Here is a 23,595-nt window from a genome sequence, read left to right as displayed (position 1 = left end):
AATTTTTTTTTCTTCCCTAGTCAGGCAACGCCGGTGCAAGGAATTGCCGTAAGTATTATTATAATACTTATAACATTCATTAAAATAATTAAATACTGAAAATCAATACGTTACACAAGACCTGACTGAATTAGTCTATAAAAAAATGATTGCCGGAATCAGCGTATAACGCAGTTTCAATCCAACCCTAACAATAAATTTTTTAATGAAACGTATTGCCGAATTTTTTTCAAGGGAAAACGTAATTCTATTTGTTTACATTTTAATCAGTATCGTTACCGGCATTCAGGATTATGTCAGGGGGCCGTTGAAGTATAATAACTACATTATATTTCGTCAGTCACTGTTTCATTTATTAAACAGAACAAATCTGCATCTGGAATATCCGAAGGAGTATTTTGATCTGTTTCTTTATCATCCTTCTTTTTGTATCATGTTCGCACCGTTCAGTCTGATGCCCGTTGTGGCCGGACTGTTTTTCTGGTTGCTGTTTTGTTCCCTTACCCTCTTTTATGCCATACGAACCCTTCCTCTTTCTTACAAACACAAAGTTTTTTTCTGGTGGTTTATTCTTTTGGAACTGAACACATCGATTCACAATGAACAGACAAATCCGGTGATTGCGGCGCTGGGTTTGCTCACATTTTCATTACTGGAAAAAGGTAGAGTAAAATGGGCAGCACTGCTTCCTGTTGTGGCATTTTGTATCAAGGGATACGGGCTGATTTTCGCTTCCTTGTTTCTTTTTTATCCCAAACGCGGGCAGTATGTTCTCCACTTTGTTTTCTGGTTTGTGGTTATGTCGCTTCTGCCGTTACCATTTGTGGGCATGAGCTATTTTCAACAGCTCTACCAGGATTGGTATACCTGCATGATTGATGACCATAAAATCAATTTCGGGCTTTCCATTATGGGGCTTATCAAATTGTGGTTTCCTTCATTTACCGACAAAGGTGTAATGCGCGTGCAATATTTGGGCCTTCTGCTGTTTGCCATTACCTGGATGTGGACCCTGGTCAGACAGCATTTTACCAGCCAACAAAATCGGTTTCTTTTACTGGCCTACGCATCGCTATGGGTGATTATGTTTAACCACGCTGCCGAATCTCCTACCTATGTAATTGCCATACAGGGAGTAGTATTATGGTATGTTACCAGCCGGGAAAGCTTCGGATATCCGGCCAGGTTTCTTGTCAGCAGTGTTTTTCTGTTCAGTATTCTGGCGCCGACAGATGTGTATCCGGCCTTATGGCGCCATGAGTTTTTAGGTCCGAATCTGATCAAAGTGATCCCTTGTTTTATAGTATGGTTTGTATTACAATTTCAGTTATTAAGCCTTGAAAAAAAATAACCTCCCTCCGTTAATCAGTGTCGTGCTTCCCTGTTACAATCCGGCAGAAGGATGGTGCCAGACACTGGAAAATAATATTACAGAGTTGAATGGCAGGCTGCCATTTAACAGGATTCAGTATATCATTTCGAATGACGGATCCACGCGCCTTGACAAAAGCAAAGTTTGTGTGCTTACTGCCAGCGACAATGTCGTTTTTCTTGATAGTATTGTCAATGAAGGCAAAGGCTCGGCTATTCGTAAAGGAACGATGCGGGCAGATGGTGATATCATCATCTATACCGATATAGACTTTCCTTTTGGCACCGATCCGATTGTGGAAATGGTAAAAATATTTAATGAAAATCCGGACTGCTGGTTTGTATACGGCAACCGGACAAGTGAATATTTTAAAAAACTGCCTTTGAAAAGACAATTAATTTCGAAGGGACTTCATCTGCTGAACCGTCTCTTCCTTTCCGGCCACATTACCGATACCCAGGCGGGAATTAAAGGTTTGAGACGTGAAATTCTGCCAGACGTGCAGCGTACCAAGACCAATACTTTTGTTTTTGAAATTGAACTGATCAGAAAATTGATCAAGAAAAAAGTTGCTATACAATCCGTAAACGTGTTCGCGAATCCTTCCATTATTTTCAGTGATTTCAGCTTTAAGGTTTTATTGAAAGAAGCTGTCAGTCTCAGCCGTATTTTTATAATGAGCTGGGTTTGGAACGATGTATTATAAAAGCAATCTGTTATTACAATTATTTTAACCTGGCTAAAAGTCCTTTTCCTGGTGAAAATCAGGAAAAGGCATCGAATTTTCATTCTGAATTTCAAATAAAAATTAATTTGCGCTGTTCGTTTGCTTTTAAATATAACGATCGGTATATTTGTAGTATGAAATTTGAACCAAGATCAGAAACAACCAGAAAATTCATCACAGAAGCCACCGCGGATCTGTTTAACAAGAAAGGTTATGCAGGCACCTCTGTTGCCGACCTGGAAAAAGCGACCGGGCTTACAAAAGGAAGTATTTATGGAAATTTTGAAAATAAGGAAGATGTAGCGCTGGCTGCGTTTGATTATAATCTGGCCAGATTAAGAAACCTTATTCAGGAAACGGTTGACAAATGTGATACCTGTAAAGAAAAACTTTTAGGCCACATTGCGGTCTATTATGTCAAATCAACAAACAGCGGCGGCTGCCCGATGCTTAATACCGCTGTTGAAGCCGATGATACCAATGAAACATTCAGACTCAGGGCCGCGTCGGGACTGATGCTGTGGAAGTCTGATCTTGTTGATATTATCCAGAAAGGTATTGCCAGTCATGAATTTAAAGCGGATACCGACGCAGATAAAACGGCATTGGTTATCATTGCCCTGATTGAAGGCGGGATACTGCTTGGGAAAGCAACCAAAAATTATGTTCACATGGACACCGTTTTTGATGCAGCCAAAAATACAATCAGACAAATCTGTGTCTGATATTTTTTTAAATCTTCATATACCGATTGTTATATGAAAAAATATTTTAAACTAAACATAGCAAAATCATGAAATACAAGATTTTTGGAAAGAAAACCGGCCTTCGGGTATCCGAACTGGCTTTGGGTACCGGCGCATTTGGCACACGCTGGGGACATGGTGCTGAGCCCGCTGAATCGCGTAAAATATTTGACAGATTTCTGGAGGCTGGTGGGAATTTTATTGATACTGCGGATGGATATCAGGTAGGTGAGTCAGAAGAAATACTTAGCGAATTGATCCGTGATAAACGCGATTCGCTGGTACTTGCTTCAAAATATTCAATGGGTGAAAAGCAGCTTTTAACTTCCGGAAACAGTCGTAAAACGATGGTACGGGCGGTGGAGGCCAGTTTGAAACGATTGAAAACGGACCGGCTGGATCTTTACTGGGCGCATCTTTCGGACGGACAAACGCCTATTGAAGAAATTGTCAGGGCTTTTGATGATCTGGTCCGGGATGGTAAGATTTTGTATGCCGGTTTTTCCAATTTCCCTGCCTGGCGCATTGCCAATGCTTCACTGCTTGCCGATCTGCGCGGCTGGTCGCCGGTTGCGGGAATCCAGATCGAATACAATTTAATTGAACGCACTGCCGACCGCGAATTATTACCGATGGCCGAAGCTTTGGGGCTGGGTGTTGCCTTTTGGTCGCCACTGGCTGGCGGGACATTAACCGGGAAATACCGCTTAGCACAAAATGACGAAAATAACCGCCAGCAGGCCTGGAAAGGCAATTTGGTGAAAGCGGAAACTGGAAACCGGGAAACGCAAATTTTGAATTTACTGGAAATTTTCGCCAAGGAATATCAGGTAAAAGTGCTTGATGTGGCATTGGCCTGGATACGTCAGAAACATGATCAGTCGGCACTTTCTACGGTGACGATCATTGGTCCACGCACAACAGAGCAGCTAAACGATAATCTTGCATCACTTGCGCTGACACTTTCGGATGAACATATTCAAAAACTGAATGAAGTAAGCGCCATCGATTTAGGCTCTCCGCACGAAATCATCGCAAAAAGCAGCGCTTCATTGTTTGGAGCAGGTTCAGGACTTATTGCGCTGAATCATCCGGTTGCATAATTAGACCAGCAGTCAACAGTAATTCATTTTAAATTTCAAAATATGATTTTAGTAACAGGCGCAACGGGCGGACTGGGTAGATCCACTGTGGATGCACTTTTAAAGAAAATGCCGGCAAAGGAAATTACTGCTTTGGTGAGAGATTCTGAAAAAGCCGCAGATTTGAAAGAAAAAGAAGTAGTGGTCAAAGAAGGTGATTATTTTAATTATCAGTCTCTTTTAAAGGCTTTTGAAGGTGTTGAAAAAGTCGTACTAATTTCCGCGCCAACTTTTACCGACCGCATAACGCAGCAGACTAATGTGATAAATGCGGCAAAAGAAGCGGGCGTCAGCCATGTCATCTACACCGGTATTCAGCGGAAAAAAGACGGCAGCTGGATTGTGCCGATGGTTACTGAAAGTGATAAAATTACAGAGCAGCTGCTTATTGAATCGGGCTTGAATTATACGATCGTTCTCAATAATGTTTACGCTGACGTAATTCCCTTTTTTATTGGTAATCCTGCTGCTATTTCCGAAGTAAAATATCCGTCCGGCGATGCAAAAATCAGCTTTGTCGCGCGTGAGGAATTTGCAGAAGCGCTGGCAAATCTGGTTATCCAAAACGGTCATGAGAATAAGATTTATACGCTGTCAAATTCAGAAGCCTGGTCATTTGCTGATATTGCAGAAATTCTGACGGAAATATCAGGAAGAAAAATTGACTTTATAAATGTTTCCAAAGATCAATATATCAGTCTGAAAGAGAAAGAAGGATATCCAAAACCCGCCGCTGAATTTGCGGTGGAATGGGCCAATGCAGCTTTGGCAGGCGAGCTGGATGAAATAAATCCGGCTTTGGAAATACTACTGGGCAGAAGACCTTCTTCACTAAAAGATTTTTTGAAAAGATATTTTCAACCGGAGAATTAATCGTAAAAATCGATTTTAATTTAAGACAACCCTGCCGATTTCGGTTTCAAAACCCAGTTAGCAGGGTTTTGTGTTTTCCACCTGTGCAATTTTGATTTTCTAAAACAGAAAAATATTTTGGTAATGTATTTTTAATAAACTTACTTTGTCTATCAATATAGTAGGATATTGATCTTTTTATTAACCACCAGTAAGAAGAGTATTTCGAACTTTTATTCTTAACAACGATGAATACGAATTCTTCGACTCAAAACGCTATGCGTGGGGTGGTTAATCTTTCTTCCTTTTATTCTTCTCTCTGTTGTAGCTAACCATCTGCGTCTGCTATCCTGATTTTTAATTCTTTGATCCTTGGTTCAGCACGGATTAGAAGTCCAGGCTAATAAAATTTTCATTACGGACATCAAAAAAATTGATTTTTGCGAGATTACGTATATACCTTTTAGTTACCAAAATCTAACAGAGAAATGAATCTATCCCTTACCAATAAATATAAACCGTTTTTAAGTTTAGTATTGATTTTTGCTTCCACGGCAGCTTCTTTCGCGCAGCATGATCCTGTTCAGCCCTTCAAGGGGAAAATCGGAAAAACGATTGAAGAAACAGAGCAATGGTGGCAAAAACAGCCCGAAGCGCCAAAAGGTGCACCCAATGTCGTCTGGATTTTGCTGGATGATGTAGGTTTTGGCGCCACTTCTGCTTTTGGCGGATTGATACAAACCCCTAATTTTGAGAAGCTTGCAAATAACGGTCTTCGTTATACCAATTTTCACACCACCGGAATATGCAGTCCTACAAGGGCGGCGCTTCTGACCGGAAGAAATGCGCACAGCGTTGGTATGGGCCATCACGCGGAACTGGGCATAGGAACGCCCGGATACAACGGGAACATTCCTTTTGAAGCTGGAACAGTTGCTGAAATATTTAAGGAAAACGGCTACAATACTTTTGCTTTGGGGAAATGGCACGGAAATCAGCCGAAAGACCTGACGATTGCAGGTCCCTATAACCGCTATCCGACAGGGAGAGGTTTTGAACATTTTTATGGATTTTTGGGCGGCGCAACAGATCAGTGGCATCCGCAATTGGTAGAAGAAACTTCGCCGGTTGATATTGAACCCAACACCAAACATTTAAATCAGCTCCTTACAGACAAGACGATTTCTTACATCGCCAACCAGAAATCGGCAGATGCAGACAAACCGTTTTTCATTTATTATGCTACCGGAGCAGCCCACGCGCCGCACCATGTTTCAAAAGAATGGAGCGATAAGTACAAAGGGAAATTTGACGGCGGCTGGGATCAGTACCGTGAAGAAGTTTTCAAGCGGCAAGTGGCACTTGGCCTTGTGCCAAAAGGAACCAAACTTCCGCCGCGACAGACAGGCATAAAACCCTGGGAAACTTTGTCTGCTGATGAAAAGAAAATTTATGCCCGTTTCATGGAAGTTTATGCAGGATTTTTGTCTTACACGGATTACGAAGTTGGCCGGGTTACGGATTATTTACAGCAGATCGGGCAGCTTGATAATACTTTGATTTTTTTGATTGTTGGTGATAACGGTGGAAGCAAGGAAGGCACTTACAAAGGAACAGCCGGCATTGCTGAAAAATCCGAAGGCGATGATGTTAAATTTTTACTATCTCAATATGATAAAATCGGAACCGAGTATAGCTACCCGAATTATCCTTTGGGCTGGTCGCAGGCTACCAATACGCCGTTCCGCTATTGGAAAAGTGATGTGAATGCAGAGGGGGCTTCTCATACTACACTGATCGTTCATTATCCAAAAGGTATCAAAGAAAAAGGTGGACTACGCGCACAGTATACGCACGTAACAGATATTCTACCAACTACGATTGAACTGGCAAATCTGAAAGTGCCGGAAGTGATTAATGGTTATGCGCAGCGCCCCTTTCATGGAACTTCGCTGAATTATTCCATAGCGGATGCAGGTGCACCCACGCGTCATACACTGCAATATTATGAACTGCACGGCGGCCGCTCCATTTATAAGGATGGCTGGAAGGCAAGTGTTTATCATCCAAGAAATGTTTTTGGCGAAACGACAACGGATATCAATTTTATAGCCGATTTTAAAAGAGACAAATGGGAGCTTTATAATCTGAATGAAGACTATAACGAGATCAATGATCTGGCGGCTAAAAATCCTGAGAAACTTGAAGAGCTTAAAAAGATTTTTGATCAGGAAGCGCAGAAATATGACGTGTACCCGCTGAGAAATTTCCGGGCAGGACTTGCCGCGCCGGAAGTAAAAACAAAGTCTGTGATTTATGAAGGTACTACGATTAAAACACGGATTTATGTAGGCAAAGGTGCGGTAACGATCACGGCAAATGTTGATATAAATAGTAAAAATCCGGAAGGCGTTATTTTTGCCAACGGCGGTTTAATTGGCGGAACCAGTCTTTTTGTAAAAGATAATAAACTGCAATATCTTTTGAATGACGGGGTGCATACCGTTTTATTAACCTCTTCCAAAAACCTGAATCCCGGTAAAAACACGATCAAAATTGAGTTTGCCGATGATACAAAAGTTGCCCTTTATGTAAATAATGAAAAAGCCGCTGAGCAAAGTATCAACAATAAAAACAATAAATATTTAAGCTCAGCTTCCGCAGACGGTTTCAGCGTAGGAAAAGATTTGAATTCTCCTGTGACCAAAACTTACAATGGAAGCTTTGCATTTTCAGATGCTGTAAAAAGTCTTGTCATTGACCAGGTGGTGGAAAAACAGGAAAAGGTGGGTCTTTTGGAAAAGAAATAAGCAATGAAAGGGTTCAAAGAAACAAACCGGCATTTTAGCTTCTGCAAATTCATTTTGGCAGTAATTGCGGTAACATATCTGACTCTTTCGGCTCAGACGCAAAGCACTGCAATCTGGAAAAGACATGCGATTGATAACAGTCTTAAAGGTGCTGACGGTGTGCGTTTTGAAGATGCCAATGGCGATGGATTACAGGATATTGTAACAGGCTGGGAGCAGAGCGGTCTTGTTCGTATTTATTTTAATCCAGGCAAAACCCAGGTTAAATCAAAGTGGAATTACGTAACAGTAGGCCTGGCTCCCAATGTGGAGGATGCCGTTTTGGTTGATTTGGATGGTGATGGTTCCAAAGACGTGATCAGCAGCTGCGAGGGAAATACCATGCGCGTGAATGTGCACTGGGCGCCTGCGCCAGGGAAGAATTATTCAGATTCCACGCTTTGGAAAACGGAGATTTTTCCGGTTACCGAAGGTAAATTTCAATGGATGTTTGCCGTGCCGCAGCAAATTGACGGAGTCAACGGAGTTGATCTGATTCTGGGCGGAAAGAAGGATAGTGACAAGTTTCCGCAGCCTTACATCGGCTGGCTGAAAGCACCGAAAAACCCAAGAAAATTATCCGAATGGCAGTGGATTCCTCTGGCAAAAGTAAGCTGGGTTATGTCCATTTTAATTGCTGATATCAATGGTGATAAACAGCCTGACATTTTTTATTCTGACCGGAAGCAAATTCCGCAAGGCGTTAAATGGCTTGAAAATCCTGGCAAACCTGCTATAAATGGAAAGTGGAAAAACCATATCGTTGGCGATAGTACACATATCGTAAAGTTTATGGACCTGAACGATCTTGATTCTGATGGAAAGGAAGATGCCGTTGTTGTAACAGAAGATGACCAGATTCATTTTTATAAAAAACTTGATAATAAGGGTCTGCACTGGGAAAAACATGTGATCGATTATCCTGACAATGTGGGTGGAGGAAAAGCTGTTACTGTGGCTGATGTGGATCAGGACGGAAAAAAAGACCTGGTAATTTCCTGCGAGGGTGCAAAGGGTGGAAAATCCGGGGTGTACTATCTTCGGTATGTTAATTCTGTTTTTGATAAAAAATGGCAGCGAAATGAAATCAGCGGTCCTGAGGGTATTAAATATGACCTGATTCCTGCTTTTGATTTTGATCAGGATGGAGATCTTGATTTTGTTTCAACCGAAGAAAATAATAATTCAGCCGGAGGTTTCGGCGGACTGGGGATTATCTGGTATGAAAATCCTTTAAAATAAATGATAAAGAAAATGAGATTAGTCAGTAGAGTAGCAGTAATTTTTATATTGTTTTTCAGCAGTTATCTGGTAACCAACGGTCAGGTTTCAAATCGGAAAGCCAAGCCAAATATTGTCATTATCATGGCCGATGATCTGGATAGCAAACAGCTAAGCTGTTACGGCGGGCAAAATATTCAAACTAAAAACATCGACGCGCTGGCGAAAAATGGTTTGAAATTCAATCATATCTACACCTCGGAAGCCATGTGTGTTCCTACGCGGGCTTCGCTGTTTACAGGTTTATATCCGGTCAGAAATGGCGCATTTCAAAATCATAAACCGGTTTATGACAACCTGCAAAGTGTCGGTCATTACCTGGCTGATCTTGGTTACCGCGTCGGACTTACCGGAAAGGATCATGTGACCAAGCCAAAATCTGTTTTTCCTTTTGATATCATCAATGGTTTTGAACCTAACTGCGTTTCGGCCACTGATGATTACCAGCTTGAAGATGTAAAAAAATACATCACTCAGGATGAAAAACCATATTGTCTTTTTGTGATGAGTATTAATCCGCATATGCCCTGGACGGTTGGTGATTCGACAGAATTTGATCCGGATAAATTAATTCTTCCCAAAAACTGGGTTGATACCAAAACCACACGCAGACAATTTGTCAAATATCTGGCAGAAGTAAGAAGACTTGATGACCAGGTTGGTGATATCACAAAACTGCTGAAAGAGACCCGACAGGATAAAAATACAATTGTCATGTTTCTGGGAGAGCAAGGCGCACAATTTCCCGGAGCCAAATGGAATTTGTGGGATGCAGGTCAAAAAAGTTCTATGCTTGTGCAGTGGCCTGAAAATGTGAAACCGTCTTCTCAAACAGATGCATTGGTTCAGTATGAAGATATTACGCCAACACTGATCGATATAGCCGGTGGAAAACCGGTTTCAGGTCTTGACGGTAAAAGTTTTTTGCCGGTCGTTCTCGGGAAAACAAAAGATGCCAGGGAATATACTTACAGTATCCATAATAATATTCCGGAGGGTGATCCGTACCCGATCCGAAGTATCCGCGACAAACGTTTTAAACTGATTTTAAATCTTACGGCTGATAAAGATTATTACAACCGCTTTATGATGAACCCCAAAAGCACGGATCGTAATTCTGTCTGGTTTTCATGGACTGCCGAGATTGGGAAAGATCCGCAGGCTGAAAAAATCACAAACCGTTTTGTAAAAAGACCGCCCGTAGAATTTTACGATACAACGAAAGATCCCTGGGAATTCAATAACCTGGCCAGTGATCCGGCTTATCAAAAAATAATTGAGAAATTCAAAGAAAAACTATACGCCTGGATGAAACAGCAGGGTGATAAAGGAGCGGAAATTGATATGGTCTACAACAAAAAACCATAAAGACAAACAGGATTTCTATTGAAAACTGACAGGCTTTATAGTTAATTCATAGCAAAAAGTAACTATATTTTTAAGTCAGGTTTTGAATTATCATGTTTATGGCATTACTTTGTCTATAAATTTACTAGACTTCTAATTCCTAACGCAACCCACCCGTTGAGATAAAATTTGGAGTAAGATGTAGGCGGAACAATGAAGGATTTAAAATTCATTCTGGCGGGTGACAATCAACATAATGCAAGATGATTTACGAGAAGAGATTTATACTGACAGTGGGCAGAGAAGCCAAAATTATTCTGAAAGGGGATATTGAAAAAGACAGTACAGATGTGCTGATTGATTTTGAGTTTTTGATAAAGGATTCACATGAAAATGATTTTCATGATCCGATCACAAGCAATCATCCCCAGTACTGGAAACTAAAAAAATCAACACCGCAGAAGGCGCAGCTTTTGCAGATGGAATACAGCGGTGTTTCAAGGAAACAGCTTCACTCGGCTATCAATGAGTTCAAAAACCGTATCGGCCATGGGTATGACGTTCACTGCGATATGATCATTGAGGAAAGAATAAAATACCTGAAAGGAGTCAGAATTAGTGCTTTGAACAGAAATATGCTTGCCCAAATGTAATGTTTTGGAATCATTCGATTTGAAAACGGGTTCAAATTGGCGCCTGAGAATTCAAAGATTGAACATGCACAACCGTTTTACTGTACGTATAAAGTGAAACGGTTGTGGTAATCTACCCGATTTTTAATTCTATAAAATCTATTAAAACGATAGAATTATACGAAGAATTATCTTTCCTTTTTGAAGGTCTTTGCGAAATTATATTTCTGTTAAGGCAGGATATTTGTAAAAATAATTTTAATAAATTGCACTGAGTTGAAAATGGAGGAGGTGTAAATAAGTTTGTAGTGGTAGGCTGCATTCTTCTTTCAGTGGTAGTAAAAACATTGATGTAAGTTTGTAATACGGCTTTTAACATCTTGTGTAAAAGTACTTTCCGTCAAGAAAATTTACCCGTTACATTTAAATTTTAAGCAAAATGCCAAAATTAAACGAAAAGCAAACTGCATTAGGTGACGTAGCAGCCAGGCAGTTAGCCATCGCAACGCGTACTGTTCCCCAGATGGGCGCAATCACTCCGCGTTGGCTGACTCATTTATTGAACTGGATTCCTGTTGAATCAGGTGTTTATCGCCTTAACAAGGTGAAAGATGGCAGCACAGCCGAGGTTGATTGTTCAGGACGTGACGAGCGCGAACTTCCTCATACTTTTATTGATTACGTTGAAAATCCACGTGAGTATAATCTGAATGCCGTTAACACGGTTTTGGATGTGCATACAAGGGTTTCGGATTTATATAGCAAGCCTTACAACCAGATCAGCGAGCAGCTTCGCCTGACGATTGAAAGCATTAAAGAACGCCAGGAAAGTGAGCTGATCAATAACGAAGAATACGGTTTATTGCACAGCATCGCACCTTCTCAAAGAATTTCTACAAGAAACGGAGCGCCAACACCGGATGATCTGGATGAGCTTATTTCGAAAGTCTGGAAAGAGCCGGGTTTCTTTTTGCTTCATCCCAAAGCAATTGCCGCCTTTGGCCGCGAGTGTACCCGCAAAGGCGTACCACCGCCGACGGTTTCTCTTTTCGGATCACAGTTTATTACATGGAGAGGTATTCCGCTTTTCCCTTCTGATAAATTACCGATCGAAAATGGTAAAACTAAAATTTTACTTCTTCGTACAGGCGAAAGTCGCCAGGGCGTCGTAGGACTTTATCAGCCGGGTCTGCCGGGCGAACAGTCTCCCGGGTTATCGGTACGCTTCATGGGTATTAACGACAAAGCAATTGCGTCTTATCTTGTTTCCCTTTACTGCTCGCTTGCGGTTTTGGTGGATGATGCGATTGCCGTACTTGAAGACGTAGAAATAGGAAACTATCATGAGTATAAATACTAATCAATTTCCTGCTGGCGGAGATATTTCCGGTTTGCCGGACACAGCCGAATTGGAAAAACTGGCTAACGAGCTTTTTTCATTGCTTCCCAATGAAATGCCCAAAGCCAATTTTTCTCCGGATCTTGCTGACCATCCCAGGCTGGAAAAGTCGCTTAACCTTGTTCATGACAGACTTCCTTCTTTATTTACCAAAGGAGAAGGGTTCAATGTGAACAATCCGCAGACGAGTTTGCCTGATCCGCATTTTCCAGTGGAAAGAACGCCTGCGTCTGGTTTTGGAGCTTCGCCATCGGCTTTGCGTCCTGGAAGTGAATTAATTTTGAATCAGCCGGTTAGTCCAAATAGTATCACAACAAACACAGATTATCCGGGTCTTGATCACAAGCAGCCTTCTGTTGCCGGAAGTGGAATTTCACCATCTGCCGCGCATCAGGGAAATGCCGTTAATTTGCAAGATCCGCAAACCAGCTTTCCTGATCCGAATGTTGGATCTTCTGTTGGTTTGGGACATGTTCCTCATTCTGTTGCAGGAAAAGGCGTTTCTCCATCTGTTATTCAAAATGGCCCGGATTATGCGGCTTCATTTCCTTTTTCGCCAGATACCGCGTTCGAGCCGGATTTGAATAATCTGTGGTCAACAATTAATACTTTTAAAAGCACACCGCAAATTCCAGTAATTCCCGGAACAGGCGGTGCGCAGTATTACTTTTTGCAAGGTGCAGGTTTCAAGGGAAATGATCCGTTTAGTGTGAATCAAAACCCGGCTTCGCAGCTGAATGGAAAAACATTTCCGCATATTCAGAATGGGGCAGCAGGTGCTCCCTTTGACGTAAATCTGATCAAAAAGGATTTTCCGATTTTGCAGGAACACGTTAATGGCCGCCCGTTGATCTGGCTGGACAACGCAGCCACAACACAGAAACCGAAATCAGTCATTGACAGGATCACTTATTTTTACGAACATGAAAATTCTAACATCCACCGCGCTGCCCATGAACTGGCTGCACGAGCGACGGATGCTTATGAAAGTGCGCGTAAGAAAGTTCAGGCTTTTCTGAATGCTGGCTCTATCAATGAGATAATTTTTGTCCGCGGTGCGACCGAAGCCATCAATCTTGTTGCAAAAACCTGGGGTGAACAAAACCTGAATGCAGGCGATGAGATCATTGTCAGCAATCTGGAACATCATGCTAATATTGTGCCCTGGCAGCAGCTTGCTGCTAAAAAAGGTCTGAAACTTCGGGTCATTCCGGTGGATGACGACGGACAGATCCTGCTTGATGAATATGCCAAATTGTTGAATCCAAAAACAAAACTGGTTTCTTTTACCCAGGTGTCCAATGCGCTTGGTACGGTTACGCCGGCCAAACAAATTGTTGACATGGCACATCAGGCGGGCGCCAAAGTATTGGTGGATGGAGCTCAGTCTGTTTCCCATTTGCGCTCTGATGTGCGGGCTTTGAACTGCGACTGGTTTGTTTTTTCAGGCCACAAAGTTTTTGGCCCAACTGGTATCGGTGTGCTTTATGGAAAAGAGGATTTGTTGAACGAAACCCAGCCATGGCAGGGTGGAGGAAATATGATTCAGGACGTAACATTTGAGCATACCAAATTTCACGATGCACCAAACCGTTTTGAAGCGGGAACAGGAAACATCGCGGATGCTGTCGGACTAGGTGCTGCCATTGATTATGTCAAGAAAATCGGAATTGACGTCATTCATCAGTATGAGCATTATCTTCTGGTGTATGCTACAAATCTGATGAAAGATATTCCGGGACTTCGTTTAATTGGTACTGCGCCGGATAAAGCGTCGGTTTTATCTTTTGTTTTTGCAGGTTATAAAACAGAAGAGGTAGGTGCAGCGTTAAACAATGAGGGAATAGCGGTCCGCTCGGGACACCACTGCGCGCAGCCTATTTTAAGAAGATTTGGTGTGGAAACTACGGTTCGCCCGTCACTTGCTTTTTACAATACCTGCTCGGATGTGGATGTACTGGTTGAAACATTATATCGTCTCAGAGGCGCCAAAAGATAAGTTTCGCACAAAAATTATATCAGGCAAACGGCTATCCGTAAACTTTCCTTTTTATAACCGAAACCGGCATTCAGGGAAAATTCACAGATAGTCGTTTGCATATTACCAAATTCATGAGCAATAATACCAATACGCAGTCGCTGATTAGTCTTTTGAGGCAAACACATAACGCAGAATGGGAAGCAACTCCTTCTTCGCATGATGCGATTGCCTGGCTGAATGATCTTGTCCAGTTTCTTTTTCCAAGTAATCATTTGCCCAAAAAGTCTTCTTATGAAGGTATTTTAAAGAAAAACCAGATTGATCTTGAAAATATTTTGCTGAGTTATCTTGAACCTTCGGGACTGGATATTGTCGGCGTGGTCAGTGATTTTTACAACTCGCTCGAAAATATTTACCAGAATTTAAGGCTCGACGCCAGTAAAATCTATGAATATGATCCGGCTGCGACCAGTGTGAATGAAGTAATTGTTTCCTATCCCGGATTTTACGCCATCACGGTTTACCGTATTGCGCACAAGCTGACACAGCTCAATATTCCTGTTCTGCCGCGTATTGTCAGTGAATATGCGCATGGAAAAACCGGGGTTGATATCCACCCGAATGCTCAGATTGGGGTGCCCTTTATGATCGACCATGGGACTGGTATCGTGATTGGCGAAACTACGGTGATCGGCAAAAATGTTAGTATTTATCAAGGTGTAACCCTGGGGGCTTTGCAGGTTGCCAAAGATCTTGCAGATATCAAAAGGCATCCGACTGTTGAAGATAACGTGATCATTTACGCCCGGACAACGATTCTTGGCGGCGATACGGTCATTGGAAAGGACAGTATTATTGGTGGAAGCGTATTTCTTACCAAAAGTATAGAGCCCAATTCCCAGGTTTTTAATACGCACCAGTTAAGAATTACGAATCGGGAGATTTCGGCTGAAACGAATAATAGCAATGGGTTGTAAGTTTTAATCAAAATCCGCATATGATTCCGTAATTTTAGCCATACCGGAAAAACAGTAATTTTTTGATGTCGGGTTTTGTTATGGAAGATATTTTTGAGATTGATGTTGAATATAAAGGAGAAATCAGGGAATTTGAAGGACGGCTTGTCCTCTCTGGTTACGAGCACAAAATAGAAATTTTTATTGAAGATATTTCCGTGTTTTTTGAGCCGGATGAAGAGCGGAATTACCGCGCTATTGTCAGTCTGGATCAAATGAGCAACAAAAATCTTACTCCCGGATTGCTGCAGGCCATTGCCCATAAGCTTGAATCTTTACTGAAATAAAGCAGGGATTTCAGGATTCTAAGTCCTCCCTTACAAAATCGAAAAGTCTTTCAGTGTTTTCTGGGTAACATCAGGATTGGAACGCTTTTTATTCTGATAGATAAAATCAGATTATTGTTTCAATATAAAATGATGGAAAATGGACGAAAATAATGTTCCTGTTTGGCTGATCACCGGTTGCTCAACAGGATTTGGAAGAGAGTTGGCCAAGTTAGTCTTAGCCCGGGGCTGGAAAGCAGTTATTACGGCAAGAAAAATAGATCAGATTCACGATATCGCAGTTGGGTTTGAAGAAAATACGCTGGCTTTGGAACTGGATGTAACAAGTAAAGAGCAGATCGAGTCTGTCGTTTCCAAGGCCGAAAAGACTTTTGGTAAAATTGATGTGCTTGTCAATAATGCCGGCTACGGTTATTTTACAAGCATTGAAGAGGGGGAAGACGACCAGATTAAAGCACAATTTGATACCAACGTTTTTGGATTGATACACATGACGCAGGCGGTTCTGCCGGTGATGCGTAAAAACAAAAAAGGTCATATCATCAATTTTTCTTCAATCGGTGGTCTGGTTGGTTTTACAGCGACGGGATATTATCACGCGACTAAATTTGCAGTAGAAGGACTTTCGGAGTCGCTGGCTCAGGAGGTCGCTCCGTTGGGTATAAAGGTAATTATTGTAGAACCCGGGCCCTTCCGGACAGACTGGGCCGGAAGATCACTGGTCGAAACGCCGGTAAAAATCCAGGATTATTTTGATACCGTGGCCAGCCGGATCGAAGCCAGTAAAAAACGCAGCGGACAGCAGCAGGGCGATCCTGTCAGAGGTGCTGAGGCGATCATTACCGCAGTTTTATCCGAATCCACTAATCTGCGTTTACTGCTTGGTAAGCCAGCGCTTGATATGGCTTATGAAAAACTGGAAAAAATGAAGGCGAATTTTGATGCATGGAAAGAATTGACGCTAAGTGCTGATTTTCCTGAATAAATTGAATTTGTTAAAATAAGAACAGGATTCTTCGGTTTATTTCTGACCGGTGAATCCTGTTTTAGTTATTTCAATTCCTAAATTGAAATTGTGTTTCAAGGAAAACAGAAGTAACTTTCCAAAGTTATCAATCAACAAAAAAACGTGAAAAAATCAATTCTTGCCATTATCCTTTGTTTCCTGTCTTACCAGATTTTCGCGCAGACTTCACTCCAAAAAGATTTATCATTATCCTATCTGGTAAGCCAGCCAAAGCCGAAAACTGTAAAACCGAAAGTGATTATTTTGCTGCATGGTTACGGAAGCAATGAGGCGGATCTGTTTGAATTGAAAAATGTACTTCCTGATAATTTTATAATTGTTTCAGCCAGAGCTCCCTTCACAATAGCACCGAATGCTTTTCAATGGTATGGCAATGAAAATGTTAACGGGGTTAAAAAGGAAAGTGCAAAGGATCTGAAAACCAGTACGGATCTGATCAAGGCTTTCATCAAAGAAATTGTTAAGAAATATAATGCCGATGCTTCCCAGGTTTATCTGGCAGGATTCAGCCAGGGAGCCATGATGAGTTACCAGGTCGGTCTTACCGCACCAGAACTTTTAAGAGGAATAGCGCCACTGAGCGGAAGGATTTTTGATTCTTTAAAACCTGAGATCAAATCCGCAGCTGCGTTTAAGAACTTCAAAATTTTCATTGGGCATGGTACTGCGGATGACAGAGTTCCTTACGCTTCGGCTACACAGGCGGTTTCTTTTCTTAAAGGTAAAAATATCAACGCCACGCTTCATTCCTATCAAAGCCTGCCGCATTCGATAAGCGAGCAGGAACTAAAAGATCTGGTGGATTGGCTCAATGAAAAATGATTTGTTACCGAAAAAACGGATTCAGCTATCATCATTTTAGATAACTGAATCTGTTTTCTTTTCAGATTAATCTGCTTGGTTTCCGGGATACTCAATTTGATTCTGCTGCGTATTTAAAAGTCCTGCCGGAACATTTAAATTTCCAGTTTCAGCATCAAGCAACCCGTTTTTCTCATCTTCAATATTGGTTGCCTGTGTGTAAATATCTCCTGCAAAAGATCTGTTTCTTAACTCCTGTTTAAATTTTCTGATCAGATCAGCACGGTCATCATCATCTTTCGGGCCGCCATAATTATCAAAACCAAAACCTCCCCATTCGCTGACAATCAGTGGAACCTGATTGCGGTAAAAGAATGGGTCGCCCACAACCAGTGGAAATGCAGCTACACGGTCAAGTTCCCCTGCTGAAAGCTCATCAAGAACCTGGTTCCATCTTTGCAGATCCGAGGTATACAAATGAGCCGTCAGCAAATCAGATTTTAATCTGCCTTCAAACGAAATGTGCTGCCAGCCATCGTTGTCCACGACAAGAAACTGCGGATAGGCAAGCTGCATGTAATGATAGGTATCGATAATGTATTGTCTGGTTTCCGGGTTTGTGGCAATATCCTGGGCACCCCAGTCTTCGTTGTACAGACTCCATATAATTATTGACGGATGTGTGCCGATCAAGGCAAGCATCCGGAATAATTCACTACGGTGGTTTGTCCTGCTTTTCTGGCTGGATTGATGCGGACTGGGAACTTCGACCCAAAGCAGCATCCCGATTTTATCGGCCAGTTTATATATCCTGGGATCAACGCCGGCAATGTGAATTCTGACCAGATTACAACCAAGCTCCTTCATCGCATACATGTGTTTCCGGATCTGTTCATAGGTCGAAGCGCCAGGCTGATACAGGATTCCATCCAAATACACAGGTTTGTTGTTCAGATAAAGACAGCAGCCGCGCGCTTCAATTTTTCTCAGGCCAAATCTTGTTTCAATTTCTGCGGCATAATCATTTTCATCAACGAGTTGGGCGACCAACCGGTACTGATGCGGATTCTCGATCGACCAAAGCTTTGCATCCGGGATTCTCAAAACAACGCGCTGGGATTTTTGTCCCGCCTGAAGCATCAGAGGATATTCATCTTCGGCCACAGGATTCGCCTTGTCTTCTTTATCATCATAAACCTTCAAACGAATCTTATACGAGCCAGGATCTGAAATGCGCGTGGTCAGATTAAAACGGACCAGATTATCTTCCACGCTGCTGACAACCCCGACCCTGGAACGAAGCCTGTTTCTTTCTACGGTTTCAATCCATATGCTTCGTACCGCTCCGGTGTAGGTCTGGTACCAGATTCCGCCACGTTTATAAACATATGATTCCTGTTTTCCGCGGGTAATATCAGCGTCCATTGAACTTTCAATCCTGACCGTAATCCTGTTAATAGGCCTTAGCATTTTTTCATCCAGTTCATAAGAAAATGAGGTGTACTCGCCCAAATGTTTCTCTTCTCCCTCAATGGTAATAAGGGCAAATCCGTTAAGCCAAACCTGTGTTTCATAGCCGCAGGCCCCAAAAGAAAGCTGCATCAGAGCATTTGCATTGCCCTTTGCTTCTGTTTTTGGCAGAGTAAATTCCCGTTCATACCAAACCACAACTTTATCCTGCCATGGTTTTTCAGATTTTAAAGCGCTGGCTATGTGCTGCTCCACACTTCCGGGCCAGTGCGCTGTCTGATCATAATGGTGACTTACAAACCAGTTTTCCGATAGCCCTTTATCAAGAATATCATGGGAAAATTTCCATTCGCCATCCAGTAACATATAATCATTGGGACGTATAACTGCCCTCGGAAGCGCGTCCGCATTATCGTCAAATCCCTCTTCTCTTGATTTTGAAAGTCCGTAATTAATGTGATTCTCTGCTGCGCTCATAATCGTCTGTTCACTTGATGTCCCTGATTGTCTAGCAGACCACTATAATTACCATTCCAACGCCGCAGGTCACAAATAAAAAATCACCGGTTTTTTAATTTTAAGTTATTGATTTTCAATATACTATTTGCATTGTAGCAATTTTTTTTAGTTTTATTTTGATTAAAACCAATTTTGGAGGTTTGAAGGTATACTTTTAGTAACAGTTGCATTGTTTTAATTACTTCCTCATCAATGGCAGGTTTCCGGTAACTATGTTTTCATCCCGAAACGATATTTTTTTTATTTGTTTTTTGCTCATGGTTACCTTGTGGCCGTGTTTTTTGCGTGCACAAAGTCCTGGTAATGTGCTTGAAAGAGATTCTACGGTAAGAGGGGATACCAGTAAACTTTACGATCTGATTGATGTGGGTAAAAGATTGCTGCACATCAAGCCCAAGAAAGCTGAATCAACTCCTGGAAAAACGATTTATTTTTCTGTTTTGCCATTTTCCACACAGGTGCCCGGTGGAGGAACAGCGCTGGTAACATCGACAACAGCCGGATTTTATCTGGGTGACAGAAAGGACACCTACATGTCGCGGGTGACCTTTACACCTTACTGGAATTTTAAGCAGCGCTTCGGGCTACCAATCCGATCCTACATCTGGCTTGATAAGAACCGATGGGTAATCAGCGGCGATACCCGGCTGATGGTTTATCCGCAGTATACCTGGGGTTTGGGAAGACAGTACAAGGAGGGAGACGAATTGCTAGTTAATTATTCCTACCTGCGCTTGTACCAGACACTTCTTAAACGCCTGTCACACGGTTTTTTTGCAGGTATCGGTTATCATATCGATTACAGGGTTCATATACATACTGATGAGGGCTCGCCGCTTCTGGCAGATTATACCGGATACGCCTACGGCACGGCGCAATCTGCAAATAGTTTTTCTTCCGGGCTGAGTTTAAATGCATTATTTGATACCAGAAATAATTCCATCAACCCATGGGATGGATATTATGCGAGTATACAATACCGTTTTAATCCGACCTACCTTGGAAATCCCAATTCCTGGAAATCCATTTATATTGATTTTCGAAGATACATCCGTTTTGACCAAAACCGGGAAAGACAAAATATGCTTGCAGTCTGGACCTATCTATGGAAGGTTTTTGACAAAAAAGTACCTTACCTGGATCTTCCAAGTATAGGCTGGGAAGACTACAACCGATCCGGACGCGGCTTTGACCAGAACCGATACCGCGGACGAAATCTTCTGTATGTGGAAACAGAATACCGCCGTGATATTACCAACAATGGCTTTTTAGGTTTTGTAGTTTTTGCCAATGCCAATACAGTCAGCGGCCCTAAAAGTCTGTTTCTGTTAAACTGGAATCCTGGCGGCGGGGCAGGTCTGCGTATCAAAATGAACAAAAGATCCGGCACGAATATCGCCCTGAACTACGGATTCAGTAAACATTATTCCGGTTTAAAACTTACACTCGGGGAAGTGTTTTAATAGTCCTTCCCAAGTTGCCTGCGTTTTTGAACATACCCTGCATTTGTTTGTGCTGCCGGCTGCTTATCTTCAAGGTTAAAATGGGTCAACGATACGCTAATTGAGATCAATTAGAAATGTGATTGTCAGCTTAATTTTGTCAAGAGCTAAATTTAACGGGCGCCGGCTGATACTGATCAAGATGAAAAAAATACTTTCCTTCTGTTTTACTTTGGTTCTGTTTTTAGCCTTCGGCCCGTTTTCGTCCGGCCAGTCTTATATGCCGGTAAGAAATGATAACCGTTTTAAAATAAAACCTGTGATTAAGCTCCAGGCTTACGGTTTTGCGCCCTCGGACGTCAAGCTTTTGGAAGGCAGTGTTTTTTACAATGCCATGCAAAAAGACGCCGCCTATCTTTTACAAATCGAACCGGACAGATTGCTAGCCAGATTTTATGAAAATGCAGGACTTCCCGTCAAGGCCCAGGTTTACGGGGGCTGGGAAAGTGAAGGTTTACCGGGCCATACACTTGGGCATTATCTTTCTGCCATCAGTCTGATGTATGCTTCCAGTGGTAATGCCGAATTTAAAAAGCGGGCTGATTACATCGTTGCAGAGCTCGCCCGTTGCCAAAATGCGCGCGGCTCGGGTTATGTGGGCGCGATTCCCAATGAAGACAGTTTATTTTACAAGGTTTCAAAAGGTGATATCCATTCGTCGGGATTTGACTTAAACGGAGGCTGGGCTCCCTGGTATACGGTTCATAAAGTAATGGCAGGGCTTTTGGATACCTATTTATATTGTGGCAACAATCAGGCGCTGAAAGTAGCCACCTCCATGGCAGACTGGGCTGAGAACATTCTCAAAGATCTGAGCCTTGCGCAGATGCAAAAGATGCTGCGCTGCGAGTACGGCGGAATGAATGATGTACTCGCTCAGCTTTATGCGATCACAGCAGATAAAAAGTATCTGGATTTGTCATACAGATTCTATGATGATTTTGTTATGCAGCCCCTTTCGCAGCGGATCGATCCGCTGCCGGGAAAACACGCCAATACCAATGTGCCCAAAACGATTGGAAGTGCATCGCAGTATGAGCTTACAGGTAATAAGGGCGACAGCACCATTGCAGCCTTTACCTGGAATACGCTGGTAAATCATCACAGCTATGTGATAGGGGGAAACGGGAACTATGAGTACCTGGGCCCTGAGGACAAATTCAACGACAGGTTAAGTGACAATACCGCGGAAACCTGCGTTTCCTACAATATGCTTAAGCTGACAAAACATTTGTTCAGCTGGCATCCCAGTGCAGGTCTGGGTGATTACTATGAAAGAACGCTTTACAATCACATACTGGCCTCTCAGCATCCTGAAACAGGCATGATGTGTTATTTTGTGCCTTTAAGAATGGGTTCGCGTAAAACTTTTAGCGGCCGCTTTGATACATTTACCTGCTGTGTTGGCACAGGGATTGAAAATCACGCCAAGTATGCAGAAGATATTTTTTATGAATCGGCCGATGCAAAAAGCCTTTTTGTAAACCTTTTTATTCCCTCCCAACTTAATTGGAAAGCCACAAAAACAACAGTAACCATCAGGACCGGTTTTCCCAATCAGGATCAGATCAACCTTCTGATTCAGCCTTTGAAAGATGTTAAATTTGCTTTGAAGTTAAGAAGACCCTACTGGGCCGAAAACTTTGAACTTGAAGTAAATGAAATAAAAATAAAGCCCCAGATAAACCAGGATGGATTTTTAGTTATTGACCGCGTCTGGAAAAAAGGGGATCAGGTAAAATTTACTCCGCATAAGGCCCTTCATGCAGAAGCCCTTGCTGACAACGCTTCAAGGATCGCTTTGATGTATGGCCCGATTGTTCTGGCTGGTGATCTGGGTGATACACTGCCCGATGCAGCGTACGGCACCCCGGTTCTTCTGACCGACAACCGAAATATCGGAGACTGGATTTCGCCGGTTCCGGATCGTCCCATGCATTTTAAAATGAAAGGCGTTGGCAAACCTTATGATCCGGAGCTGAAACCGTTTTATGAATCCAATGATAATTATTACAGCGTATACTGGGATTTTTTCACCCATGATGGCTGGACGTCGCGTCAGAAGGACTATCAGACAGAAAAAGAGCGTCAGAGAAAAATTGGCGAGCGCACGATTGATGAATTCAGGATCGGTGAAATGCAGCCCGAAAGAGATCACGAGCTGAAAGCCAGCGCAAACAGTTACATTGATCCTGCCATTGGAGTAAACGGCCGCGAGGCCAGAAGCAAAGGTTTCTTTTCCTTCAAAATGAAGGTGGATCCGTCTTTAAAAAACAATCTGTTATTGACCTACATTGGCGATGATAAAAACAGAAAATTTGATATTCTTGTAGATGGGACTGTGATTCGGACCGTGGAGTGGGATGGCGGTGAAACCGGAAAATTCTATGACTTTGAATACGGGATCGATCCTGGGCTTCTTAAAGATAAAACCTTGGTTCGAATTGGCATTGAAGCCAATTATGGAAAAACTGCCGGCCGTGTTTTCGGTGTTAAGATTGTAAAATAAAAAGACTTTTTCATAAGGCTGGGGCTTGAACACAAGCCTCTTTTTTATCCGTCTGCAAAATAATAAGCCAATAGCCTCTAAAAGAATTATAGCGGCTATTGGCTATTGACCGGCAGTTCATACATTACCCTAATGG

18 protein-coding genes are annotated in these 23,595 nt (G+C 42.3%); 17 read left to right on the top strand and 1 reads right to left on the bottom strand.

Features of this window, described 5'->3' with window-relative positions; all coding sequences use genetic code 11:
- The first annotated feature begins 205 nt into the window (after positions 1 to 205).
- From IEE83_RS18585 to IEE83_RS18515, 15 genes are all read left to right on the top strand, one after another.
- Positions 206 to 1,351: a glycosyltransferase family 87 protein gene (locus tag IEE83_RS18585; protein WP_194122015.1), complete on the top strand. Its 1,146-nt coding sequence runs from the start codon at positions 206 to 208 to the stop codon at positions 1,349 to 1,351.
- Positions 1,338 to 2,078: a glycosyltransferase family 2 protein gene (locus IEE83_RS18580; RefSeq protein WP_194122014.1), complete on the top strand. Its 741-nt coding sequence runs from the start codon at positions 1,338 to 1,340 to the stop codon at positions 2,076 to 2,078. Before IEE83_RS18585 ends, IEE83_RS18580 begins: the two co-directional genes overlap by 14 nt.
- 155 nt (positions 2,079 to 2,233) lie before the next feature.
- On the top strand, positions 2,234 to 2,824 hold the full coding sequence (locus IEE83_RS18575) for a TetR/AcrR family transcriptional regulator (protein ID WP_194122013.1): 591 nt from the start codon (positions 2,234 to 2,236) through the stop codon (positions 2,822 to 2,824).
- A gap of 68 nt (positions 2,825 to 2,892) precedes the next feature.
- Positions 2,893 to 3,948: an aldo/keto reductase gene (locus IEE83_RS18570; RefSeq protein ID WP_194122012.1), complete on the top strand. Its 1,056-nt coding sequence runs from the start codon at positions 2,893 to 2,895 to the stop codon at positions 3,946 to 3,948.
- A 42-nt stretch (positions 3,949 to 3,990) separates the two neighbouring features.
- The gene (locus IEE83_RS18565; RefSeq protein WP_194122011.1) at positions 3,991 to 4,860 is read left to right on the top strand and encodes an SDR family oxidoreductase; all 870 of its coding nucleotides are present in this window, start codon (positions 3,991 to 3,993) and stop codon (positions 4,858 to 4,860) included.
- A gap of 467 nt (positions 4,861 to 5,327) precedes the next feature.
- A complete protein-coding gene (locus IEE83_RS18560; protein WP_194122010.1) occupies positions 5,328 to 7,649 on the top strand; it encodes an arylsulfatase in 2,322 nt (773 codons plus the stop codon).
- A 3-nt stretch (positions 7,650 to 7,652) separates the two neighbouring features.
- Positions 7,653 to 8,930: an FG-GAP repeat domain-containing protein gene (locus tag IEE83_RS18555; protein ID WP_194122009.1), complete on the top strand. Its 1,278-nt coding sequence runs from the start codon at positions 7,653 to 7,655 to the stop codon at positions 8,928 to 8,930.
- 12 nt (positions 8,931 to 8,942) lie between these two features.
- A complete protein-coding gene (locus IEE83_RS18550; RefSeq protein ID WP_228101870.1) occupies positions 8,943 to 10,337 on the top strand; it encodes a sulfatase family protein in 1,395 nt (464 codons plus the stop codon).
- 242 nt (positions 10,338 to 10,579) lie between these two features.
- On the top strand, positions 10,580 to 10,969 hold the full coding sequence (locus IEE83_RS18545) for a hypothetical protein (RefSeq protein WP_194122007.1): 390 nt from the start codon (positions 10,580 to 10,582) through the stop codon (positions 10,967 to 10,969).
- 418 nt (positions 10,970 to 11,387) lie between these two features.
- Complete coding sequence (locus IEE83_RS18540; RefSeq protein WP_194122006.1) at positions 11,388 to 12,308, top strand: family 2A encapsulin nanocompartment shell protein; 921 nt, start codon at positions 11,388 to 11,390, stop codon at positions 12,306 to 12,308.
- The gene (locus IEE83_RS18535) at positions 12,292 to 14,346 is read left to right on the top strand and encodes a family 2A encapsulin nanocompartment cargo protein cysteine desulfurase (protein ID WP_194122005.1); all 2,055 of its coding nucleotides are present in this window, start codon (positions 12,292 to 12,294) and stop codon (positions 14,344 to 14,346) included. The genes IEE83_RS18540 and IEE83_RS18535 overlap by 17 nt, the downstream gene beginning before the upstream one ends.
- Positions 14,347 to 14,459: 113 nt before the next feature.
- Positions 14,460 to 15,305, top strand: coding sequence for a serine O-acetyltransferase (locus IEE83_RS18530; RefSeq protein WP_194122004.1), 846 nt, complete (start codon positions 14,460 to 14,462; stop codon positions 15,303 to 15,305).
- A 65-nt stretch (positions 15,306 to 15,370) separates the two neighbouring features.
- On the top strand, positions 15,371 to 15,631 hold the full coding sequence (locus tag IEE83_RS18525) for a hypothetical protein (protein ID WP_228101869.1): 261 nt from the start codon (positions 15,371 to 15,373) through the stop codon (positions 15,629 to 15,631).
- Positions 15,632 to 15,770: 139 nt separating this feature from the next.
- Positions 15,771 to 16,616 carry an oxidoreductase gene (locus IEE83_RS18520; RefSeq protein WP_194122003.1) on the top strand — a complete coding sequence of 282 codons (846 nt, stop codon included), beginning with the start codon at positions 15,771 to 15,773 and terminating at the stop codon, positions 16,614 to 16,616.
- A 144-nt stretch (positions 16,617 to 16,760) separates the two neighbouring features.
- Positions 16,761 to 17,480 (top strand): alpha/beta hydrolase, encoded by a 720-nt coding sequence (locus tag IEE83_RS18515; RefSeq protein WP_194122002.1) that lies wholly within the window; start codon positions 16,761 to 16,763, stop codon positions 17,478 to 17,480.
- 66 nt (positions 17,481 to 17,546) lie between these two features.
- Here IEE83_RS18515 and IEE83_RS18510 read toward each other — a convergent pair whose 3' ends face one another.
- The gene (locus IEE83_RS18510) at positions 17,547 to 19,406 is read right to left on the bottom strand and encodes a glycoside hydrolase family 2 protein (protein WP_194122001.1); all 1,860 of its coding nucleotides are present in this window, start codon (positions 19,404 to 19,406) and stop codon (positions 17,547 to 17,549) included.
- A 323-nt stretch (positions 19,407 to 19,729) separates the two neighbouring features.
- Between IEE83_RS18510 and IEE83_RS18505 the strand changes: the two genes are divergently transcribed.
- A complete protein-coding gene (locus IEE83_RS18505) occupies positions 19,730 to 20,911 on the top strand; it encodes a BamA/TamA family outer membrane protein (RefSeq protein ID WP_228101868.1) in 1,182 nt (393 codons plus the stop codon).
- Between the two features lie 181 nt (positions 20,912 to 21,092).
- Complete coding sequence (locus IEE83_RS18500) at positions 21,093 to 23,459, top strand: glycoside hydrolase family 127 protein (protein ID WP_194121999.1); 2,367 nt, start codon at positions 21,093 to 21,095, stop codon at positions 23,457 to 23,459.
- Positions 23,460 to 23,595: the final 136 nt, after the last annotated feature.

This window comes from Dyadobacter subterraneus, from assembly GCF_015221875.1.
In the GTDB taxonomy this organism is placed as follows: domain Bacteria; phylum Bacteroidota; class Bacteroidia; order Cytophagales; family Spirosomataceae; genus Dyadobacter; species Dyadobacter subterraneus.
The sequence above is the reverse complement of the archived record's forward strand: the minus strand, read 5'-3'. Positions and strand labels throughout refer to the sequence as shown.

Coding starts and splice junctions, on each gene's coding strand:
- IEE83_RS18585 (WP_194122015.1), top strand. CDS start 206: ATGAAACGTATTGCCGAATTTTTTTCAAGGGAAAACGTAATTCTATTT.
- IEE83_RS18575 (WP_194122013.1), top strand. CDS start 2,234: ATGAAATTTGAACCAAGATCAGAAACAACCAGAAAATTCATCACAGAA.
- IEE83_RS18570 (WP_194122012.1), top strand. CDS start 2,893: ATGAAATACAAGATTTTTGGAAAGAAAACCGGCCTTCGGGTATCCGAA.
- IEE83_RS18565 (WP_194122011.1), top strand. CDS start 3,991: ATGATTTTAGTAACAGGCGCAACGGGCGGACTGGGTAGATCCACTGTG.
- IEE83_RS18560 (WP_194122010.1), top strand. CDS start 5,328: ATGAATCTATCCCTTACCAATAAATATAAACCGTTTTTAAGTTTAGTA.
- IEE83_RS18555 (WP_194122009.1), top strand. CDS start 7,653: ATGAAAGGGTTCAAAGAAACAAACCGGCATTTTAGCTTCTGCAAATTC.
- IEE83_RS18550 (WP_228101870.1), top strand. CDS start 8,943: ATGAGATTAGTCAGTAGAGTAGCAGTAATTTTTATATTGTTTTTCAGC.
- IEE83_RS18545 (WP_194122007.1), top strand. CDS start 10,580: ATGATTTACGAGAAGAGATTTATACTGACAGTGGGCAGAGAAGCCAAA.
- IEE83_RS18540 (WP_194122006.1), top strand. CDS start 11,388: ATGCCAAAATTAAACGAAAAGCAAACTGCATTAGGTGACGTAGCAGCC.
- IEE83_RS18535 (WP_194122005.1), top strand. CDS start 12,292: ATGAGTATAAATACTAATCAATTTCCTGCTGGCGGAGATATTTCCGGT.
- IEE83_RS18530 (WP_194122004.1), top strand. CDS start 14,460: ATGAGCAATAATACCAATACGCAGTCGCTGATTAGTCTTTTGAGGCAA.
- IEE83_RS18525 (WP_228101869.1), top strand. CDS start 15,371: ATGTCGGGTTTTGTTATGGAAGATATTTTTGAGATTGATGTTGAATAT.
- IEE83_RS18520 (WP_194122003.1), top strand. CDS start 15,771: ATGGACGAAAATAATGTTCCTGTTTGGCTGATCACCGGTTGCTCAACA.
- IEE83_RS18510 (WP_194122001.1), bottom strand. CDS start 19,406: ATGAGCGCAGCAGAGAATCACATTAATTACGGACTTTCAAAATCAAGA.
- IEE83_RS18500 (WP_194121999.1), top strand. CDS start 21,093: ATGAAAAAAATACTTTCCTTCTGTTTTACTTTGGTTCTGTTTTTAGCC.